The organism is Bosea sp. NBC_00550 (assembly GCF_026020075.1).
Classification (GTDB): domain Bacteria; phylum Pseudomonadota; class Alphaproteobacteria; order Rhizobiales; family Beijerinckiaceae; genus Allobosea.
In genome coordinates, this window is the sequence record NZ_CP102772.1 from 2,948,283 (window position 1) to 2,967,321 (window position 19,039).

The window sequence follows — 19,039 nt, forward strand, 5'->3', positions numbered from 1 at the left end:
CCGTGAGGCCGCGTCTCGAAGGATGATCCAGCTCGCTTAGGAGCCTCCTGGAGCATCCTTCGAGACGGCGCTGACGCGCCTCCTCAGGATGAGGGCTCGCCAAGGAACCCCGCCATGCTGAAGAACCTCGATCCCGTGCTCTCCGCAGACCTGCTCTGGGTGCTCGCCGCCATGGGCCATGGCGACGACCTCGCGCTGGTCGATGCCAACCACCCGGCCGAGACGATCGCCAGTTCGACCACGAGCGGCAGGCTGATCCGCCTGCCCGGCCTGACGATGCAGCGCGCCGCGCGCGCCATCCTCTCGGTGCTGCCGATCGACGATTTCGAGCCGGAGCCGCTGAGACGCATGGAGGTGGTGGGGAATGCGGCGGCGCTGCCGGATGTGCAGCGCGCCGTGCAAGGCGAGATCGATGCGGCGCTCGGCCGCCCCGCCCAGCTGGCGGGGATCGAGCGCTTCGCCTTCTACGCGGCGGCGCGGGGCGCCTTCGCGGTGGTGCAGGTCGGCGATCCCCGACCCTATGGCTGCTTCCTGCTGCGCAAGGGCGTCATCGCCGGGGAGCCGGGCTGAGGCCCCGCCCCGGCCGCGACAGGGCGCCGCCCTCGCGCTCGGCGGCCTGCGCCTGCCGCACCCGCGCGGCGCGCGCGGCCTCGCCCTCGGGCGGCTGTGGTGGCCGCGCGGCACGCTTCGCCCTGACCGCCGGCGGCGGCACGGGTTCGGGCGGCGGTGCTGGCGGCATGGGCTCCGTCGTGGCCTGCCGGTGCTCGTCGAGACGCCGCCGCGCCTCGCGATCGGACTCCTCGGGGCTGAGCCCGGCGCTGCGCGCCTTCACCACGAGACGGAGATATTGCTTCTCGGACTCGGGCATGGCGTCGAAGAAGTCGCGCATGCAGGCACCCGGATCGGGATTTTGGCAGGCGCTGCCGCGGCGGCAGGCCTTGTGCGGGCAGAAGGACCAGACCTTGAACGCGTCGACGACCATGCGGTGCCGGCGGTCCATCTCCCTCTTGTAGTCCGCGCTCCATTGCGCCTGCTCGGGCGTCTGCCAGGGTTCCCGCTGCATGTTCCTGCTCCCGCTCGTTGCCCTTGCGATCCGCGTCACGCCCGGCCTCGCCTCACGCGTCATGTCCGGGCCTGCCTCTCGCGCCCTGACGGCTTGCGTCCCGCGTCATGCCCGGGCTTGACCCGGGCATCTCCTGACGAGGAGGCTTTGGAGCCTTGTCCGGCCCGAGATTCTCGGGTCTCCCTGCGGTCGCCCGAGAATGACGCACGTGTTTTCGCCCGCCCGCACTTGCGCGCGAGCGTTTTGAAATTCGAGGGGCAGCGGAGCGCCGCGAGGCGCGGGGGTATCGGGCCGCTTCCATTGAGCCAGGATGCGGCGCGGAAGGATTGAGCCACCTTCCGCACGCCCGTGGCGCTCCGCCTATCGGCGTTCTCATCTAGACTCCGGGCCGCGCTTCTACGGCTCTCCGGTTCCGGTCCCGCTCGCCTCGACGCCAGTTCGGCACGGAGCGCGCTGCGCTCCGCTTTGTCTCGTGCATCGGATGGTCCCGAAAAGTGGGTCGCACTTCCCGGTCCGATGCCGGCCTCGTCGCGTCTCGGGTTGCAGGACCTTTCCCTTCGAGCCTCCCAGCGAGCTCCTCGCGCAGGGGCCGTAGTACCCCCAGAGCGGTGCCCCGAAGCCTCCCGGGACTGGCTTGCAAGGCCAGCCGCAGGCGCCGCCCCCATCCCGCCACACGACATGCCTCCGGATGGCTGCCCCTCGGGGATGAGGTGGGCCGAGGATAGGGGCGACACGGGAGGGCGGGGATAAGTTTTGTGAGGGCGACGCAGCATCGCCGCGCGCTCGTTAGAGCATGCTGATTTTGTACGGAACCACGCCGTCATCCCGGGCTTGACCCGGGATGCATGCCGGAGCCTGTCCGAGGATCCCCGGGCATGGATCCCGGATCTGCGCTTCGCTCCGTCCGAGATGACCATCACTTCCACGAAAACGCGGCAGGCTCTAGCGTCGGGCTTGTCCCGACCACCCACGTCTCACACCGGAACGATCAGCCAGGCCATCCCCGACGCCGGCCCCTTCATCAGGCCCGCAAGACGTGGATGCCCGGCGCAAGGCCGGGCATGACGGCGCGCCCCGTATTCAGCGCGGCGCGCCCCTCACGCCCCCTTGGCGATGGCCTGCTTCAGCCGCGCGACGGCCTCGGCCGCGCCGGACCTGACGTTGATCTCCAGTGTCGGCGCCTCGCGCTCGATCATCTCGATGAGCACTTCGGGCGTGATCTCGGCCCGCGCCGCGGTGAGCTTCAGCACGGCATTGGCGATGATGTTGGGCCAGTACGCCGCCCCGCCCTTGGCCAGCCCCTTGGCCTTGCGGCCCTCGAATTCCTGGGCGAGCTGTTCGGGGGTCTTTTTGGCCATGGGGAGAGTTCCGAGAATCGCTTTGGGCGGTGAGCCTAGCGCATCCAACTGAAAAGGGGCGCGATGGTTATCGCTTCAGCCGGAAAGCGTGCCCGAACTTCAGCTGTTAAAGGCGCCGCATCGGAATTTTCAAGTGCGGTCACGAAATGAACGACTTAACGCATGGCGTTAAGTAGTGTTGACGAGGCATCATCATCATGGTACCGCTCGAAAATGCTCATTGAGTTCTCGAACCCTCGCGTTGCGCTGATTGAGACAGATCGTGCTGCTGAAACCGGCTTGCCGGTAGCGGTCATTCAACAGGCGCGACAGCGCCTTAATCTGGCTCGGGCTGCTCCGGATTTAGATACCATGCTAGCTTGGAGAAGCCTTGGATATATCCCGGAAAGTGAGGCGAACAAAATTCGAGGAGCAATTCTGATCGGTCAGCAATGGTCCCTCCAGATACAAGTCGACGAACGCAGTGTACCGCACAAATTAAGAATCATGACACTACAAGAGCACGCTCGAGGGGTTGCATAGATGACAGACCTAAAAGTGGTCGGCATCGACCCGCCTGGAAACTATATAAAGATAGAACTTGACGCAAGGGGATGGTCTCAGCGGGATTTGGCCTTTATACTGGGTCAAACTGAGCAGCAATTGAACCCCCTTCTATCAGGGAAAAGAACAATTACGCCCGACATGGCGAGGTTGCTTGGAGATGCCTTCGGGGTATCTCCTCAGTTTTTTGCTAATCTGCAAAGCCAATACGACCTCGCGAATGCAAAAGTGCCAGACCCGGCGGTTCGCACCCGAGCTCGCCTTCAAGGAACATATCCAGTTCGCGATATGATACGCCGCGGGTGGATAAATGCCGCTGATGCGGCGCTTCTTCAGTTGCAGGTGGACCGGTTCTTCGAAGCAGACAACGACCACGGAACGCAGAAGCAAATTGCCTACGCAGCCAAGAAAACTCACTACAACACAACTAACAGCTATCAAATCGCGTGGGTCTATCGCGTACGTCAGCTGTCAAGGCAGATAGTCACTCCGGAATTTTCGGCTGAGAAACTAAGGTCAAAACTTACTCAGATAAGATCTTTGATGATAGACCCTGAGTCCGTCCGCGATATACCGGAAATTTTGGTAAGCTGCGGAGTGAGATTCGTCATTGTCGAAACTCTTCCAGGCGCAAAAATAGATGGAGTTTGTACTTGGCTCGATGATAAAACACCCGTCATTGGAATGTCTACTCTTCACGATAGAATCGATAATTTTTGGTTTGTTTTGAGGCACGAGATAGAGCACGTCCTCTTAGGGCATGGAAAAGATAGCTTTGGGATTGTAGATCATCTTCAGGGTGACGCGCTCTCCGTAGGAGACGATATCGAAGAGATTGAGAGAATAGCAAATATAGCGGCAGGAGAATTTTGCGTTCCTAGCAAAAAAATGGACTCGTTTTACGCCAGGAAGCATCCGTATTTTTCGGAAAGGGACGTTGTTGGCTTTGCCGCTCTGATGGAAGTTCACCCCGCAATTGTAGTCGGGCAGTTACAGAGGCGAATGGATAGGTATGATTATTTACGAAAGTACCAAGTTCCTGTCCGTCGATATGTGATCGAGCGAGCTGTCACTGATGGCTGGGGTCACGTGGCAAAAGCCGAACTTTAGGAGGCAATAGATAGAATGGCCACTTTTGCAGAGCAGATGCAGAAAATATTCGATCGCTATAATGCCGAAGTTGATCCTAATCCGGTATCTCTTGATGAGGTTGCCGCTTGGGCTTTGCAAAATGGCCTGTATCGTCCAGAGCCACGCGACGTAGCCAAGCTATGCCGCGATGCACTTGCCGAAAGTCTGCGGCAAGAGAAGCGAGTGGACGAGAAGGGGCGCAAGTACCGCGCAAAACATTCCGTCAAAACCAATATCGGGGGAAGCCAGTTGAGCCTCTGGGCAGATATCGACAAAGCGCCCCGATTGTTCATGGAAAAATCATTTGCACAGCGCCGAAAATCAGTTGTCGATGACTGCTTCCAAGTAAAACAAGACGTTGACCACTACAACGATCAACACCCCGACGATACTCCAATTCCGCTTGTTTTAGATTTTACAGATGACGTTGCAGAAATTGAAGCCGCTGGCCGCAAAGGACGCGAAGACGACGTTGCCTGAGGCGAACACCCGGGTTTCTTATCGGCCTTGACTCCCGCCCCCTCACCATCCTACCCCCATCGACGGGACACGCCCCCCCAACGGGGCGCGCCCATCTGTAAGGATGGAGACATCGATGGCGAACACCGCACCGACCACGCGCCCGCGCGTGCCTAACTTCTCGTCCGGCCCCTGCGCCAAGCGCCCCGGCTGGACCCTCAAGGGCCTTGCCGACGCTCCGCTCGGCCGCTCGCACCGCGCCAAGATCGGCAAGGACAAGCTGAAGGCCGCGATCGACCTCACCCGCGAGGTGCTGCAGATCCCCGCGGATTACCGCATCGGCATCGTGCCCGCTTCCGACACCGGCGCCGTCGAGATGGCGCTGTGGAGCCTGCTCGGCGCCCGCGGCGTCGACATGGTCAGCTGGGAGAGCTTCGGCGCCGGCTGGGTCACCGATGTCGTCAAGCAGCTCAAGCTTTCCGACGTCCGCACCTTCGACGCCCCCTATGGCGAACTGCCGAACCTGCGGAAGGTCGACACCAAGAACCGCGACGTCGTCTTCACCTGGAACGGCACCACCTCCGGCGTGCGCGTCGTCGATGCCGGCTGGATCGCCGATGACCGGGAGGGGCTGACCATCTGCGACGCCACCTCCGCCGCCTTCGCCGAGCGCCTCGACTGGCAAAAGCTCGATGTCACCACCTTCTCCTGGCAGAAGGTGCTCGGCGGCGAGGCCGCGCATGGCATGATCGTGCTCTCGCCCCGCGCGGTCGAGCGGCTGTTGACCTACAAGCCGGCCTGGCCGCTGCCGAAGATCTTCCGCATGACCTCTGGCGGCAAGCTGATCGAGGGCATCTTCACGGGCGAGACGATCAACACGCCCTCCATGCTCGCGGTCGAGGATTATCTCGATGCGCTGAACTGGGCGAAGAAGGTCGGCGGGCTCGACGGGCTGGTGAAGCGCGCCGACGCCAACGCCCGCGTCATCGCCAAGTTCGTGCGCGAGAACGACTGGATCGACTTCCTCGCCGTGAAGCCGAAGACGCGCTCCAACACCTCGGTCTGCCTCAAGTTCACCGACCCGGCCGTCACCGCCCTGCCGGCGGACGCGCAGGCGGCCTTCGCCAAGCAGGTCGTCTCGATCATCGAGAAGGCCGGCGCCGGCTACGACCTCGGCCATTACCGCGACGCCCCTCCCGGCCTGCGCATCTGGTGCGGCGCGACCGTGCAGGCGCGCGACGTCAAGGCGCTGTTGCCCTGGATCGAATACGCCTTCGCCGAGGCCAAGGCCGGCTTGAGCAAGAAGGCGGCATAAGGCGCTGCCCGTTGTGACGCACTCACCGTCATCCCGGGCAAGCGAAGCGCAGACCCGGGATCCATCGTAGAGCGAGCCGCCCTTCGATGGCTTCCGGAGCGGCGCCGCTTCGCGGCTTGTCCGGAATGACGGGGTGTTTCCCCGTCCCCTGAATTTCACGCGAGCCCGTGCGCCTCAGCGCCGCGCCGCCGGAGCCATCCTCATGACAGCCCCCAAAGTCCTGATTTCCGACGCCCTCTCGCCCGCCGCCGTGCAGATCTTCAAGGATCGCGGCATCGACGTGACCTTCGATCCCGGCCTCGGCAAGGACAAGGACAAGCTCGCCGCGATCATCGGCGACTATGACGGCCTCGCCATCCGCTCGGCCACCAAGGCGACCGCCAAGCTGCTCGAGCAGGCGACGAAGCTGAAGGTGATCGGCCGTGCCGGCATCGGCGTCGACAATGTCGAGATCCCCGCCGCCACCGCGCGCGGCATCATCGTGATGAACACGCCCTTCGGCAATTCGATCACCACCGCCGAGCACGCCATCGCGATGATGTTCGCGCTCGCACGCCAGATCCCCTCGGCGGATATCTCGACCCAGGCCGGGAAGTGGGAGAAGAACCGCTTCATGGGCGTCGAGATCACGGCGAAGACGCTGGGCCTGATCGGCGCCGGCAATATCGGCTCGATCGTCGCCGAGCGCGCCATCGGCCTGAAGATGCGCGTCATCGCCTATGACCCCTATCTCTCGCCGGAGCGGGCCGTGCAGCTGGGCGTCGAGAAGGTCGAGCTCGAGGACCTGCTGAAGCGCGCCGACTTCATCACCCTGCACGTCCCGATGACCGAGAAGACGAAGAACATCCTCTCGGCCGAGAACCTCGCCAAGACCAAGAAGGGCGTGCGCATCATCAACTGCGCCCGCGGCGGCCTCGTCGACGAGCAGGCCCTTGCCGACCTCATCAAGTCCGGCCATGTCGCGGGCGCGGCCTTCGACGTGTTCTCGCAGGAGCCGGCGGAGCAGAACCCGCTCTTCGGCCTCGACAACGTCGTCTGCACGCCGCATCTCGGCGCGAGCACCAACGAGGCGCAGGAGAACGTCGCGCTGCAGGTCGCCGAGCAGATGAGCGACTACCTGCTGAAGGGCGCCATCACCAACGCGGTCAACTTCCCCTCGATCTCGGCCGAGGAAGCCCCGCGCATCAAGCCGTTCGTGGCGCTGGCGGAAAAGCTCGGCTCCTTCCTCGGCCAGCTCACCGAAGCCGCGGTCAAGGGCATCCGCATCGAGTATGAGGGCGCCGTCGCGGACCTCAACCTCAAGGCGATCTCGGCCGCCGCGATCACCGGCGTGCTCAGGCCCTTCCTGCCCGAGATCAACATGGTCAACGCCGCGATGATCGCCAAGGAAAAGGGCATCGTCGTCGAGGAGCTGACCCGCGAGGTCGCCGGCAATCTCGAAAGCGTCATTCGCATCGTCGTCGAGGCCGAGGACATGCCGCGCCACGCCTCGGGCACGGTGTTCCAGGACGGCAAGCCGCGCATCGTCGAGATCCGCGACATCCAGGTCGATGCCGAGTTCGCGCCGCACATGCTCTATGTCCGCAACGCCGACAAGCCCGGCTTCATCGGCCAGTTCGGCTCGCTGCTCGGCGGCGCAGGCGTCAATGTCGCGACCTTCTCGCTCGGCCGCGACAAGCCGGGCGGCGACGCGATCTGCTATGTCGCCGTCGACGAGCCGATCTCGGACGAGCTGCTCGCGAAGATCCACGAGATCCCGATGGTCAAGCGCGCGCGTCGACTCAGGTTCTGATCGTGCTCAATCCGCTGAAGGCTCTCGTCGCCGCGCCTGCCGGGGCAGCGGAGCCGATCCGCTTCGAGGTCCGCCGCGACGAGGCGGCGGGCCTCTGGTACGCCATGGACACCGGCGAGCTCGGCATCGTCACCGAGGCCGAGTCGCTCGACGCCCTACGCGAGCGGCTGAAGCAGCTCCTGCCGGAATGCTTCGGCATCGAGAACTGCCCGGTCGAGCTCGCTCTCTGCGACGACGCGCCGGACGCCTAGGCTCAGACCGTCACCACGATCTTCCCGAACTGGTCGTTCGACTCGAGATAGCGATGCGCCGCGACGATCTCGTCGAGCGGGAAGCTGCGCGCGATCACCGGCTTGAACGCCCCCTCCGCCACGCCGGCGAGGATGAAGGCCTTCGCCGCGGCGAGCTTCGCCGGGTCGCGCGTGATCTCGTGGACGAGATAGCCGCGCAAGGTCAGGCTCTTGCCCAGCACGGCCGGCAGCGGGAACGGCGTCGGCAGAGGGCTCAAGCCGCCATATTCGACAAGGATGCCGCCCGGCGCCATCGCCGCCGTCAGGGGCTCGAAGATCGGCCCGCCGACGGCATCGAGGACGACGCGGAGACCAGAACCACCACCCGCCGCAGCCTCCAGCCGTTCCGCCAGCCCCTCGCCCTCCGATAGCACCACCGCCGCCGCTCCATGGGCCATCAGCGCCTCGCGCTTGGCCTCGGAGCGCGTCACGGCAACAGGCCGTGCGCCGATGCGGTTGGCGATCTGGATCGCGGCGAGGCCGACGCTGCTTGACGCCGCCGTGATCGCCACGGTCTCGCCGGTCTTCAGACCTGCCAGATCGACCAGCGCGCCATAGGCGGTGAGGAAGGCCATCCACAGCGCCGCAGCGCCCTCCCAGTCGAGCTCGGGCGGATGCTTCACCACCAGTTCGGCCGGCACGCGGATCAGCTCGCCATGGACGGGCCAGCGCAGCATCGAACGCGGCGGGACGAGGCTGACGGCATCGCCCGGATTCAATCCCTCGACGCCGTCTCCGATGCTTTCGACGACCCCGGCCGCTTCCAGCCCGAGCCCCGAGGGCAGCGCCGCCGCCTCGATATAGCTGCCACGCCGGAGCAGCGCCTCCGCCCGGTTGAGGCCGAGCGCCTTCGCCAGGATGCGAACCTCGCCCGGCCCCGGCGGCAGCACCTCGACCTCCTCGATCCGCAGCACCTCCGGCCCGCCCAGCTCCGAGAAACGAACAACCTTTGCCATGACTTCATTCCAAACGATTTCGAATGAAGCGATTGTCTGCGCCACCAGCCCAACGATAAAGTCGCGTGTGCTTTGCAGATCAGAAACCATTGGTTCCGAAAATGGATCGCCTCACCAGTATGGAAGTCTTCGTCCGGGCGGTCGATCTCGGCTCGTTTGCGGCGGCTGCCGAAACGCTCGATCTCTCCGCGCCGATGGTCGGCAAGCATGTCCGCTTCCTGGAGGAGCGGCTGGGTGCGCGGCTTCTGAACCGGACGACGCGCCGTCAGAGCCTGACGGATGTCGGCCGCGCCTATTACGACCGCTGCCGCACCATCCTGGCCGAGACCACGGCGGCCGAGGCGCTCGCCGGCGACCATCTCGGCGAGCCGAGCGGGCGGTTGCGCGTGACGATGCCGGCGCATTTCGGCCGGCGTTGCGTCGCGCCGGTGCTGTTCGGGCTGGCTCAGCGCTATCCGCGCCTCGAACTGGAACTCTCCTTCGGCGACCCGATCGCCGATCTGGTGCAGCAGGGCTATGATCTCGCCATCCGCACCGGCACGCTGGAGGATCGCTCCGGTATCGTCGCCAGGCGCATCGCCCGCCAGCCGATGCTGCTCTGCGCCGCCCCGGCCTATCTCGAACGTCACGGCACGCCTACGGGACTGGACGATCTCGCGCAGCATCAGGCCATTCTCTATGGCCGTGCCGGCTGGGTCCGGCCCTGGCAGTTTCCGCAGGCCGGCCTGCCGCCGCTGGAGATCGCGCCATCCGGGCGGCTGCGCTTCGACGATCTCGACGCGATGGCCGATGCCGCCGTCGCCGGGCTGGGGCTGTCATGGCTGCCGGCCTGGCTGATCCGCGACCGCTTGCGCTCGGGCGAATTGGCCGTCGTCCTGCCCGACCAGCCGCCCTTCCTCTATGACGGCTATGCGCTCTGGCCGCAAAGCCCGCTGCTGCCGCTCAAGGTCCGCGTCGCCGTCGACGAGCTGGCGAAGGCCCTGCCGCCGCTGATGGCGTGAGCCTGCCCGGTGTCGCCGGGCTGCTGCCGCAACCATGCCGCAATGTCCCCTCCCTTGTGTTGGGCGCCATCACAGAGGATCGCCCATGCCTGCCCGCCTTCGCCTTGCCGCCACGGCCCTCGCCTGCCTCGTCGCCCTGCCTGCCCTCGCCGATTGGGACCGGGCCAGGCTCGACAAGGAGATCGTCACGATCGAACAGCAGTCGAAGGGCCGGCTCGGCGTCGCCCTCATCGACCTCAAGGACCGCAAGCAGTGGTCGCATCGCGGCGCCGAGACCTTCCCGATGCAGAGCGTGTTCAAGCTGCCGCTCGCCGTCGCCGTGCTGCAGCAAGTGGAGGCCGGCAAGTTCAAGTTCGACCAGCCGATCACCGTCACGCGCAAGGATTTCTCGCTGTTCCGCAGCCCGCTGGTCAAAGCCTTCAAGGGCGAGCGCAACGACTACCCGCTCAGCGAGCTGATCCGCCTCGCCGCCGGCGAGAGCGACAACACTGCCGCCGACCTGCTGATGCGGGAGATCGGCGGGCCGCAGGTGGTGACGAAGATGCTGCGCGACGGCGGCATCACCGGCATCTCGGTCGACCGCTACGAGCGCCAGTTCCAGCCGGAGATCTATGGGCTGCGCGGCTTCGCCTGGGGCGAGACGGTCGATGAGCAGCGCTTCCGCGCCGAGCTGAAGGCAATGAACCCCCAGCCGCGCACCGCCGCGCTCTCGGCCGCCTTGAAGGACAAGCGCGACGCCGCGACGCCCGAGGCGAGCGCCCTCTTCCTCGAGGCCTTTGCCAAGGGCAACTGGCTGCGCCAGCCGGCCCATGCCGCCTTCCTCGAGAAGGTGATCTCCGAGAGCAAGATCGGCGCCGACCGGATCAAGGCCGGCCTGCCTGCGGGCTCGCGCCTCGCCCATCGCACGGGTCTCGGCCTGACGGTCGACGGCATCAACCACGCCACCAACGACATCGGCATCGCGACGCTGCCGGACGGCCGGCGCTTCGCCATCGTGGTCTACCTCGCCGGCTCGCGCGCTGATGCCAAGGAGCGGGAAGCGGCTCTGGCGGACGTGGCGCGGCTCGCGGTTTCGGCGCTGCGCTGACAAGGGCAGCGCATACCCTGACGTCATGCTCGGGCTTGACCCGAGCATCTCGGAAACCAGTGCCTTCTCGTCCTGAGATTCTCGGGTCTTCGCTCCGATTCGCCCGAGAATGTCGGCAGTTGTCGACGAAAGAACTTCCCTACCGCCCCAGCCGCTCGGCGATGAAGATGCCACCGAGCACCAAAGCGAGCGCGAGCGCGTGGTAGAGGCCGAAGGGCTCGCCGATGATCAGCACGGCCAGGATCGGCGCGAAGACCGGCACGAGATTGACGAAGACGCCGGCCCGGCCGGGCCCGATGATCTCGATGGCGCGCATGAAGAACAGCTGCGACAGCAGCGAAGGCCCGATCACCGTGAAGGCCAGGATGCCCCAGCCCGTCGCGGTCGGGGCGTGGAATTTGCCGAGCGCGATCTCGCCGACGAGCAGCGGCAGCGAAACAAGGCAGGCAAAGCAGGCGACCGCCGCGAAGAAGACCAGCCCCGGCATCGCCGGCCGGTTGCGGATGGCGACGGTGTAGCCGGCATAAAGCACGCAGGCGAGGATCATCAGCAGGTCGCCGGCAGCGAAGCGAAAACCGGTCAGGACATGGATGTCGCCGCGGCTCGCCGTGACGGCGACGCCGAGCAGCGTGACCGCGACGCCGAGCGCCTGCATGGTGCCGATCGGCGTGCGATAGGCCAGGAAGGCCCCGACCAGCACGAAGACCGGGATCGAGCCCTGCAGGATGCCGATATTGATCGCCGAGGTCGAATAGGCGGCGAGATACATCAGCGTGTTGAAGGCGGTGAAACCGAGGATGCCGAGCAGGGCGACGAAGCGCCAGCGCGCCAGCAGCACCGGCCAATAGGCCCGGATCTGATGGCGCAGCAGGAACGGCATGATCGCGCAGACCGCGATCCAGCGGAACGAGGTCAGCGCCATCGGCGAGATGTTGCCGACGGCGAGCCGGCTCGCCACGGCATTGCCGGCCCACATCAGCGTCGTCAGGATCATCAACAGATAGGCATTGGCCCAGGCGCGTTGCAGCCAAGTCGGGGAAGGGTGCACGATTCCGCCCTGTTCCGGGAAAGGGCTCTTGCAATACCCTTGCGCGAGCCCGGTCTCATATGAGATGCGGCGCAAGCCTGACCGTCGCCCTGCGCATCCCTGCGGACATTTCTCGATGATCAAAACCAATTCCCGCCCGCTCCGCCTGCTTTTCGTCGACGGCAACACGCGCGAGCATCGAGAAGGGCTGCGGGAGGCTTACGGCATGGCCTATGGCGAAGCCTATGCCGCCGAGATCGCGGCGATCGCACCCGGCATCGTCTCCGACATCTGCCTGCCGGCCGACGAGGGCGCCAACCTGCCTGACGGCGCCGGGCTCGAATCCTATGACGGCGTCTTCCTGACCGGCTCGGCCCTCCACATCTACGAGACCGAGCCGGCGGTGACGCGGCAAGTCGAACTTATGCGGTCGATCTATGCCAGCGGCACGCCCTGCTTCGGCTCCTGCTGGGGCATCCAGATCGGCTCGGTCACGGCGGGCGGCACCGTCACCGCCAACCCGAAGGGCCGCGAGGTCGGCTTCGCCCGGCGGATCACGCCCACAGAAGCGGGCCGGAACCACAAGCTGCTCGAAAGCAGGCCTGCCGCCTTCGACGCCCCGGCGATTCATCTCGACACCATCGCCCTGCCCGCGCATGGCACGACGATCCTCGCTTCCAACGCCTACAGCCAGGTCCAGGCCGCCGAGATCAGGCATGGCGGCGGCACCTTCTGGGGCGTGCAGTACCACCCCGAATTCCCGCTGAAGCAGGTCGCCTCGATCCTCGGGCGCATGGTGCCGCTCCTGATCGAGGAAGGCTTCCGGCGCGACGAGGCCTCGACGCAGAGCTGGCTCGGCGATTTGCGCACGCTCGACGCCGAGCCGCAGCGGCAGGACCTCGCCTGGGCGCATGGCCTCGACCGCGAGGTGCTCGACACCGAGCGCCGCGTCACCGAGCTGCGCAACTTCGTCGAGCACCGCATCAAGCCGCATGCGAGCGAGCGCGGTAGGGCCTGAGTGCTCGGCGCCAACATCCCGCGAGCATCGTCCCGAGGATCTCTTCCGGAAGGATGCCACATGACCGCGCCGTCATCCCGGGCTTGACCCGGGATCCATGCCGGAGCGCTTCCGGTCGAGGTTCAGGCATGGATCCCGGCTCTCCGCTTCGCTCCGGCCGGAATGACCCGCGCTCCTGGCAGGGCGCAGCCTGCTCCAGCCTTGCTATCCCCAGCCGCGCTGACTAGATCAGCGTGAGCGAGGCCACGACCTCCCCCAACCTGGGCGATGTGCCGGGACGACCCGGCAACTCATGGGGGACCGCTATGGCGTGGCTCTATCTTTTTTCTGCCGGCATTCTCGAAATCGTCTGGGCCTACACGATGAAGCAGTCGGACGGGTTCTCCCGTCCGGGGCCGGCAGCGATCACCATCGTCACCATGATCGGCAGCTTCGCCCTGCTCTCGCTGGCGATGCGCTCTTTGCCGCTCGGCACCGCGTACACGATCTGGACCGGCATCGGCGCGGTCGGCGCCTTCCTCGTCGGCGTCACCGTGCTCGGCGAGGCGCTGACGCCGATGCGCATCGCCGCGGCCGCTCTCATCGTCTCCGGCCTCGTCATGATGAAGCTCTCGGCGAGCTGATGGCGCTTGCCAAACCAGGGCCCGCTTTCTAAGCAGGGCCGGCCTCGGGACGACCCTTGGCCTTCGCTCACATCGGGGACGGCCCCACGGCACGGATTTGTCCGCGCCGTCGCGCAACCTCGTGCAGCGGAGGCCCAGCCTTGGCCAATCCCAGCGACCAGTTCATCGTCAAGACCCTCATCCCCCTACGCCTCGGCGGGATCGACATGGGCTTCACCAACGCGGCGCTGATGATGGCGCTCGCGACAGTCGCGATCGGCGGCGGGCTGATCCTTGCGACCAGCTCGCGCGCACTGATCCCGGGTCGGGCCCAGGCGCTCGCCGAGATGCTCTACGAATTCGTCGCGAGGACGCTGACCGACGCGACCGGCCGCGAGGGCATGCGCTTCCTGCCGCTGATCTTCTCGCTCTTCATGTTCGTGCTGGTGCTCAACCTGTTCGGCATGGTTCCCGGCGCTTTCACCGTCACCAGCCACATCGTCGTGACCTTCGCACTCGCCATGCTCGTGATGGCGACGGTGGTCGGCTACGGCGCCTACCGCCATGGCCTGCGCTTCCTGCGGCTGTTCGTGCCCTCCGACGTGCCGGGCTGGCTCCTGCCCTTCATCACCGTGATCGAGATCGTCTCCTTCCTGTCGCGGCCGATCAGCCTGAGCCTGCGCCTCTTCGCCAACCTGCTCGGCGGCCATATCGCGCTCAAGGTCTTCGGCAGCTTCGTCGCGGCCTTGCTCGCAGCCGGCTTCGGTTACGGGCTGCTGGCGCCGCTGCCGCTGCTGATGACCGTGGCGCTGACGGCCTTCGAGTTCCTGGTCGCGGTGCTGCAGGCCTATGTCTTCACCGTGCTCGCCTGCATCTACCTGAACGACGCGCTGCATCCCGGCCACTAGCCGGCGCCACGCCAAGACCGGGCCCCTCCTGCAAACACAGGACGCTCTCCCCGCCCGCTCGTCCTATCCGCATTCCGGCCCAATTCCGCCTTGGGCGTGCCGAATTCGACCACGCCTATCACGGCCTCGTGATTGCGATCTGGAGGGGACGATTTTGATGAGAAGCCATATTGCCGCTGCCCTGATTCTCGCGCCCGGCCTCGCCAGCGCCGCCGAGACCGAGCTGTCGAGCCGGATCGACCGCATCACGGTGTATCCCGACGGCGCCGTGGTGACGCGGCTCGGCAAGGCCGAGCTGCTGCAGGGCGTCTCGCAGGTCGTGCTGCGCGGCCTGCCGGCGACCATCGATCCCGCTTCCATCCGCGTCGAGGGCAAGGGCGACGGCGCCTTCTCGGTCGGTGCCGTCGATGTCCGCGTCACGCCGGGCGACGCCAGGCCTGTGCTCGACACGGTGCTGGAGGACAAGCTGAAGGCGCTGCGCGACGACAAGGACAGGCTCACCGGCCAGATCGCCGCGAACGAGGCCAAGCGCGCCACCATCGAGCGCTTCGCCCAGACCGGCCCCGACAAGCTCGGCCCCGACGGCAAGGCCCTGCCCGTAACCGACTGGCCGGCCGTGTTCGAGGCGATCGGCACCGCGCTGGTCAAGGTCCAGGACGAGCTGCGCGGCGTGCGCAACCGCCTGTCCGACGTCGAGGCCGAGATCGCCTCCCTCGAACGCGCCCGTCCGCAAGGCGGCAAGCCGGGTGCACCGAAGCGCGACGTCGCCATCGCGGTCGAGGCGCCGCAGCCCGTCGCGGCCGAATTCACCGTGAGCTACCGCGTCACTGGCGCGAACTGGACGCCGACATACGAGGCAAGGCTGACGACGACGGGCGAGAAGCCGGAGATCGCCCTGACGCGGCGCGCCGAGATCCGCCAGCGCAGCGGCGAGGCCTGGGACGATGTGGCGCTGACGCTCTCGACCACGCGCGCGGCCGGCGGCACCCGCGCTCCCGATCTCGCGCCCGTGCAGGTCGCCTTCTTCGAGCCGCAGATCATTGCCGAGGCACGGGCGCGCGCCATGGCGCAAGCCCGCAAGCAGGAAACGGAACGGGCAGCTCCTGCTGCCGCCCCCGCGCCCCCATCAAATTTCCGTTTCAGCGGTGGAGTTTCGCGCGATGAGTTGAGGGTCGCCGCCGATGCTCAGGTCGCGACGATCGAGGCCGGCGCCTATCAGGCGAATTTCCAGGTGCCGGGCCGCGCCAGCGTCCCGCAGGACGGCGCCGCGAAGACGGTGGTCCTGACGCAGCGCAGGGCGGACGCGACGCTCGCCGCCCGCACCGTCCCGGAGCTGGAGCTGAAGGCCTATCTGGAAGCCGGCTTCACCCATGAGGAGGAGGCGCCGCTCCTGCCCGGCCGCGTCGCGCTGCATCGCGACGGCACCTATGTCGGCATGGGGCAGTTCGGGCTCGTCGCCCCGGGCGACAAGGTCGAGCTCGGCTTCGGCGCCGACGACCGGATCAAGGTCAGCTACGCCCCGGTGAAGCGGCGCGAGAACGAGCCGAGCTGGCTCGGCCAGACCCGCACGGACCAGCGCGAATTCCGCACCGTGGTGAAGAGCCTGCACAGCAAGCCGGTGAAGATCACGGTGCTCGAGCGCATCCCCTTCTCGGAGAGCAGCGCGATCACGGTCGAGACTATCGCCGCCCTCACGACCCCGCCGACCGAAAAGCAGGTCGGCGATCGCCGCGGCGTCTCGTCCTGGACCTTCGATCTGCAGCCCGCCTCCGAGAAGGAGATCAAGCTGACCTATCGCATCAAATGGCCGGGCGACCGCGAACTCTCCTACGAGCAGCAGCCCATGCCGGGACCGGAGCCCGTGGCGCGCCCGATGAATTGAAAGGGCGCCGGGCCTCCATCGTCATTCTCGGGCGAAGCCCTCGGGTCCGATCTTCGATCGGCCCAAGGATAAACTCCGCGCAGACCCGAGAATCTCTTGCAGGAAGAGGCTCTGGAGCCCTCACGTCATGAGATGCTCGGGTCAAGCCCGAGCATGACGGCGCCCCCCTTGCCCGCGGGCGACCTCAGACCGCCATCTCGATCTCGCGCCTGCGGCCGAGATCGTTCATCCAGGTGCGGAATTTGGGCTGCGCCTCGATCTGGTGGGCGTAGTGCCGCCCGAGCGCCGCGGTCAGCCGTCCCTGCCGGCCGAGTTGCGCGTCGGCGAAGCCGATCATCACCGAATTCGGCCAGGACTGCGGGCGGATTTCGCGCAGCCTTGCGAACAGCGCATCCTCGCCTTCGGTCGGATCGGCCTGCGCCATCAGCGTCAGCATCGCCGCTGTCGAGCGCGAAATGCCCATATGGCAGTGGACCAGCAGATGCCCCTTCACGCGGGCGGCGGCCGTCTCCTGCAGCCCCTCGCCGAAGCGCAGGATCTCCCCGACATGCTCGGGTGCGGGCATGATCTGGCCGGGCCGGGGATCGATGATGTCGTGGAAGCGCAGCGTGACGCGGTGGTGCTCGCCATAGGCGCCGAAAGCATCGAGCTCGGCCCGGTCGGGATCGAGCACCGAGAGCACATGCGTCACCTCGCGCGCGCTGTTGCCGGGCAGCTCGTCGATGCCGCAGATCGTCAGGGTCGAGATGGCGAGGGTCTTCATGGCATTGCTCCGCGGCTGAGCATGCCGCCTAGGTCCGTTCCGCCGATGGCGCAACCGCTGGAAACGACGGGCACCCCTGCAAGCTTGCGGCCGGCATCGTACGACACCGGCCGCCAAGCAATTCTCACTCGGCGGCGATCGCCTGCCAACCCTGGCCGAGCTCCTGCTCGACGAGGCCGACCCAGTAGCGCGCACCGGCCGGGATGATCTCGTCGTTGAAATCGTAGAGCGGCGTGTGCAGGCCGACGAAGGAGCCGTCGGGATTGACGCCGTTGCCGATCCGCATGAAGGCGCCGGGGCGCACCAGCATCATCTCGGCGAAATCCTCGCCGCCCGTGCCCGGCCGGAGCTGGCCGTTGACATGCTCGGACCCGACCGCCGCGCTGGCCGCCGCGACCGCGACCTTGACCTGCTCGGCCTCGTTCACGAGCGGGCTGGTGCCGCGATGATAATAGGCTTCCGCCTGGCAGCCCCAGGCCAGGGCCGTCGCCGCCGCGAGCTCGGCGATGCGCCGTTCCACCGTATCGCGCACCTCCTGCGAGTAGGTCCGCGCCGTGCCGCCGATGACGAGCTCGGAGGGGATGACGTTCGAGGCGTCGGCGTCGCCGCCATGGATGTAGCCGACGCTGATCACCGCCGTGTCGAGCGGGGCGACGTTGCGGCCGATGATGCCCTGCAGGCCGAGCACGAAATGCGCTTGCGCATAGGTGATGTCGGTGGAGCGATGCGGCTGCGAGCCGCCATGGCCGCCGACGCCGTGGAAGGTGACCTTCCAGGAATCCGCCGCCGCGAGGAACGGGCCGACCGTGGTGCCGAAGCTGGAGGTCGGCATGCCCGGCGTGTTGTGCAGCCCGTAGATGGCGTCGCAGGGGAAGCGCTCGAACAGCCCGTCCGCCAGCATGGCGTTGGCGCCGCCGCGGCCTTCCTCGGCCGGCTGGAAGATCAGGTTGACCGTGCCGGCGAAGTCCCGGTTCTCGGCGAGGTAGCGCGCCGCTGCGAGCAGCATGGTGGTGTGCCCGTCATGGCCGCAGGCATGCATCCGGCCGGGGGTACGCGAGGAATAGGGCAGGTTGGTCGTCTCTTCCAGCGCGAGACAGTCCATGTCGGCGCGCAGGCCGATGGCGCGCGGGCCGGGCCGGCTGCCGCGGATGACGCCGACAACGCCGGTCTGGCCGACATTCTCGGTGACCTCGACGCCCCATTCGCGCAAGCTATCGGCGACGAGCTTGGCGGTGCGGTGCTCCTCCAGGCCGAGTTCGGGATGGGCGTGGATGTCGCGGCGGATCGCCGTGAACGCGGCATGGTGCCGGTCGAGCCAGTCGTCGAGCTTGGTCATGATCGATGGTTTCCCCTCTCTTGCGGCGCCGGCATGCATGGTCCCTGCCATCGGCCGCCAACCGCCATTCTAGCCCTTACGCCCGATTGCGGCAGCATTACTGCGCAGATGCTGCAGAGCGGCCATGCTCAGATGGTTTACGCCAGCAGCTTCGAGGTCGACGAGAGAGATTCGCCGCGCCGTCATCCCGGGGCATCGCGGAGCGATGAGCCCGGAATCCAGAACCGACGCCGCGTCTTGATGAGGCACATGTGACCGGCTCGTTTAGCGATATGACGTGTCGGTTCTGGGTTCCGGGCTCGACCCTGCGGGTCGCCCCGGAATGACGGGGAGGTCTGATGGTCTGAGCCATTCACCCTGGCAATGAGACTGTCGGAAAACTTGACCTTCGGACCACATTGGCCCATGAGGGCTTGCAAGGACCTGCCCCGAAACCCCGGCCTTGCGCCGGGGTTTTGCATTTGCGCGGGCCGCTTGCACGGGCAACGCGGAACGTAAAGCAGGGACA

General features: G+C 66.4%; 18 protein-coding genes. 12 read left to right on the forward strand and 6 right to left on the reverse strand.

The window, feature by feature from the left end; translation table 11 throughout:
- The first annotated feature begins 114 nt into the window (after positions 1-114).
- Positions 115-570, forward strand: a complete 456-nt coding sequence (locus NWE53_RS14175; RefSeq protein ID WP_265050030.1) for an RbsD/FucU family protein — start codon at positions 115-117, stop codon at positions 568-570.
- Here NWE53_RS14175 and NWE53_RS14180 read toward each other — a convergent pair.
- A complete protein-coding gene (locus NWE53_RS14180) occupies positions 548-1,063 on the reverse strand; it encodes a hypothetical protein (RefSeq protein WP_265050031.1) in 516 nt (171 codons plus the stop codon). The two genes, NWE53_RS14175 and NWE53_RS14180, sit on opposite strands and share 23 nt — an antisense overlap.
- Before the next feature lie 1,097 nt (positions 1,064-2,160).
- Positions 2,161-2,421, reverse strand: a complete 261-nt coding sequence (locus NWE53_RS14185; protein ID WP_265050032.1) for a hypothetical protein — start codon at positions 2,419-2,421, stop codon at positions 2,161-2,163.
- Positions 2,422-2,943: 522 nt separating this feature from the next.
- Between NWE53_RS14185 and NWE53_RS14190 the strand changes: the two genes are divergently transcribed.
- From NWE53_RS14190 to NWE53_RS14210, 5 genes are all read left to right on the forward strand, one after another.
- Complete coding sequence (locus tag NWE53_RS14190; RefSeq protein ID WP_265050033.1) at positions 2,944-4,074, forward strand: helix-turn-helix domain-containing protein; 1,131 nt, start codon at positions 2,944-2,946, stop codon at positions 4,072-4,074.
- A gap of 15 nt (positions 4,075-4,089) precedes the next feature.
- Positions 4,090-4,575: a hypothetical protein gene (locus NWE53_RS14195; protein ID WP_265050034.1), complete on the forward strand. Its 486-nt coding sequence runs from the start codon at positions 4,090-4,092 to the stop codon at positions 4,573-4,575.
- A 115-nt stretch (positions 4,576-4,690) separates the two neighbouring features.
- The gene (locus NWE53_RS14200) at positions 4,691-5,869 is read left to right on the forward strand and encodes a phosphoserine transaminase (RefSeq protein WP_265050035.1); all 1,179 of its coding nucleotides are present in this window, start codon (positions 4,691-4,693) and stop codon (positions 5,867-5,869) included.
- 202 nt (positions 5,870-6,071) lie between these two features.
- Positions 6,072-7,661: a phosphoglycerate dehydrogenase gene (gene serA / locus NWE53_RS14205; RefSeq protein WP_265050036.1), complete on the forward strand. Its 1,590-nt coding sequence runs from the start codon at positions 6,072-6,074 to the stop codon at positions 7,659-7,661.
- Positions 7,662-7,663: 2 nt separating this feature from the next.
- Complete coding sequence (locus tag NWE53_RS14210) at positions 7,664-7,912, forward strand: DUF1902 domain-containing protein (RefSeq protein WP_265050037.1); 249 nt, start codon at positions 7,664-7,666, stop codon at positions 7,910-7,912.
- Positions 7,913-7,914: 2 nt separating this feature from the next.
- On the opposite strand, the gene NWE53_RS14215 is transcribed toward NWE53_RS14210, so the two are convergent.
- On the reverse strand, positions 7,915-8,907 hold the full coding sequence (locus tag NWE53_RS14215) for a zinc-dependent alcohol dehydrogenase family protein (RefSeq protein ID WP_265050038.1): 993 nt from the start codon (positions 8,905-8,907) through the stop codon (positions 7,915-7,917).
- A gap of 101 nt (positions 8,908-9,008) precedes the next feature.
- Between NWE53_RS14215 and NWE53_RS14220 the strand changes: the two genes are divergently transcribed.
- Positions 9,009-9,908 carry a LysR family transcriptional regulator gene (locus tag NWE53_RS14220; protein ID WP_265050039.1) on the forward strand — a complete coding sequence of 300 codons (900 nt, stop codon included), beginning with the start codon at positions 9,009-9,011 and terminating at the stop codon, positions 9,906-9,908.
- Between the two features lie 85 nt (positions 9,909-9,993).
- Positions 9,994-10,995: a class A beta-lactamase gene (bla, locus tag NWE53_RS14225; protein ID WP_265050040.1), complete on the forward strand. Its 1,002-nt coding sequence runs from the start codon at positions 9,994-9,996 to the stop codon at positions 10,993-10,995.
- A 139-nt stretch (positions 10,996-11,134) separates the two neighbouring features.
- On the opposite strand, the gene NWE53_RS14230 is transcribed toward bla, so the two are convergent.
- Complete coding sequence (locus NWE53_RS14230; protein WP_265050041.1) at positions 11,135-12,043, reverse strand: DMT family transporter; 909 nt, start codon at positions 12,041-12,043, stop codon at positions 11,135-11,137.
- Positions 12,044-12,158: 115 nt separating this feature from the next.
- On the opposite strand from NWE53_RS14230, the gene NWE53_RS14235 reads away from it, so the two are divergent.
- The 4 genes from NWE53_RS14235 (at position 12,159) to NWE53_RS14250 (ending at position 16,432) form a co-directional block, all read left to right on the forward strand.
- Complete coding sequence (locus NWE53_RS14235) at positions 12,159-13,040, forward strand: type 1 glutamine amidotransferase (RefSeq protein ID WP_265050042.1); 882 nt, start codon at positions 12,159-12,161, stop codon at positions 13,038-13,040.
- Positions 13,041-13,345: 305 nt separating this feature from the next.
- A complete protein-coding gene (locus NWE53_RS14240; RefSeq protein ID WP_265050043.1) occupies positions 13,346-13,663 on the forward strand; it encodes a DMT family transporter in 318 nt (105 codons plus the stop codon).
- A gap of 140 nt (positions 13,664-13,803) precedes the next feature.
- Positions 13,804-14,550 (forward strand): F0F1 ATP synthase subunit A, encoded by a 747-nt coding sequence (locus NWE53_RS14245; RefSeq protein WP_265050044.1) that lies wholly within the window; start codon positions 13,804-13,806, stop codon positions 14,548-14,550.
- A gap of 157 nt (positions 14,551-14,707) precedes the next feature.
- The gene (locus NWE53_RS14250; protein WP_265050045.1) at positions 14,708-16,432 is read left to right on the forward strand and encodes a mucoidy inhibitor MuiA family protein; all 1,725 of its coding nucleotides are present in this window, start codon (positions 14,708-14,710) and stop codon (positions 16,430-16,432) included.
- A 184-nt stretch (positions 16,433-16,616) separates the two neighbouring features.
- Here NWE53_RS14250 and NWE53_RS14255 read toward each other — a convergent pair whose 3' ends face one another.
- Together NWE53_RS14255 and NWE53_RS14260 are read right to left on the reverse strand one after the other, a co-directional pair.
- Complete coding sequence (locus NWE53_RS14255) at positions 16,617-17,195, reverse strand: tyrosine phosphatase family protein (RefSeq protein WP_265050046.1); 579 nt, start codon at positions 17,193-17,195, stop codon at positions 16,617-16,619.
- Positions 17,196-17,319: 124 nt separating this feature from the next.
- Positions 17,320-18,531: a M20 aminoacylase family protein gene (locus tag NWE53_RS14260; protein WP_265050047.1), complete on the reverse strand. Its 1,212-nt coding sequence runs from the start codon at positions 18,529-18,531 to the stop codon at positions 17,320-17,322.
- Positions 18,532-19,039: the final 508 nt, after the last annotated feature.

What these genes read in the sequence shown, in the direction of transcription:
- NWE53_RS14175 (WP_265050030.1), top strand. Translation starts at nt 115, where the DNA reads ATGCTGAAGAACCTCGATCCCGTGCTCTCCGCAGACCTGCTCTGGGTG.
- NWE53_RS14180 (WP_265050031.1), bottom strand. Translation starts at nt 1,063, where the DNA reads ATGCAGCGGGAACCCTGGCAGACGCCCGAGCAGGCGCAATGGAGCGCG.
- NWE53_RS14185 (WP_265050032.1), bottom strand. Translation starts at nt 2,421, where the DNA reads ATGGCCAAAAAGACCCCCGAACAGCTCGCCCAGGAATTCGAGGGCCGC.
- NWE53_RS14190 (WP_265050033.1), top strand. Translation starts at nt 2,944, where the DNA reads ATGACAGACCTAAAAGTGGTCGGCATCGACCCGCCTGGAAACTATATA.
- NWE53_RS14195 (WP_265050034.1), top strand. Translation starts at nt 4,090, where the DNA reads ATGGCCACTTTTGCAGAGCAGATGCAGAAAATATTCGATCGCTATAAT.
- NWE53_RS14200 (WP_265050035.1), top strand. Translation starts at nt 4,691, where the DNA reads ATGGCGAACACCGCACCGACCACGCGCCCGCGCGTGCCTAACTTCTCG.
- serA (WP_265050036.1), top strand. Translation starts at nt 6,072, where the DNA reads ATGACAGCCCCCAAAGTCCTGATTTCCGACGCCCTCTCGCCCGCCGCC.
- NWE53_RS14215 (WP_265050038.1), bottom strand. Translation starts at nt 8,907, where the DNA reads ATGGCAAAGGTTGTTCGTTTCTCGGAGCTGGGCGGGCCGGAGGTGCTG.
- NWE53_RS14220 (WP_265050039.1), top strand. Translation starts at nt 9,009, where the DNA reads ATGGATCGCCTCACCAGTATGGAAGTCTTCGTCCGGGCGGTCGATCTC.
- bla (WP_265050040.1), top strand. Translation starts at nt 9,994, where the DNA reads ATGCCTGCCCGCCTTCGCCTTGCCGCCACGGCCCTCGCCTGCCTCGTC.
- NWE53_RS14235 (WP_265050042.1), top strand. Translation starts at nt 12,159, where the DNA reads ATGATCAAAACCAATTCCCGCCCGCTCCGCCTGCTTTTCGTCGACGGC.
- NWE53_RS14240 (WP_265050043.1), top strand. Translation starts at nt 13,346, where the DNA reads ATGGCGTGGCTCTATCTTTTTTCTGCCGGCATTCTCGAAATCGTCTGG.
- NWE53_RS14250 (WP_265050045.1), top strand. Translation starts at nt 14,708, where the DNA reads ATGAGAAGCCATATTGCCGCTGCCCTGATTCTCGCGCCCGGCCTCGCC.
- NWE53_RS14255 (WP_265050046.1), bottom strand. Translation starts at nt 17,195, where the DNA reads ATGAAGACCCTCGCCATCTCGACCCTGACGATCTGCGGCATCGACGAG.
- NWE53_RS14260 (WP_265050047.1), bottom strand. Translation starts at nt 18,531, where the DNA reads ATGACCAAGCTCGACGACTGGCTCGACCGGCACCATGCCGCGTTCACG.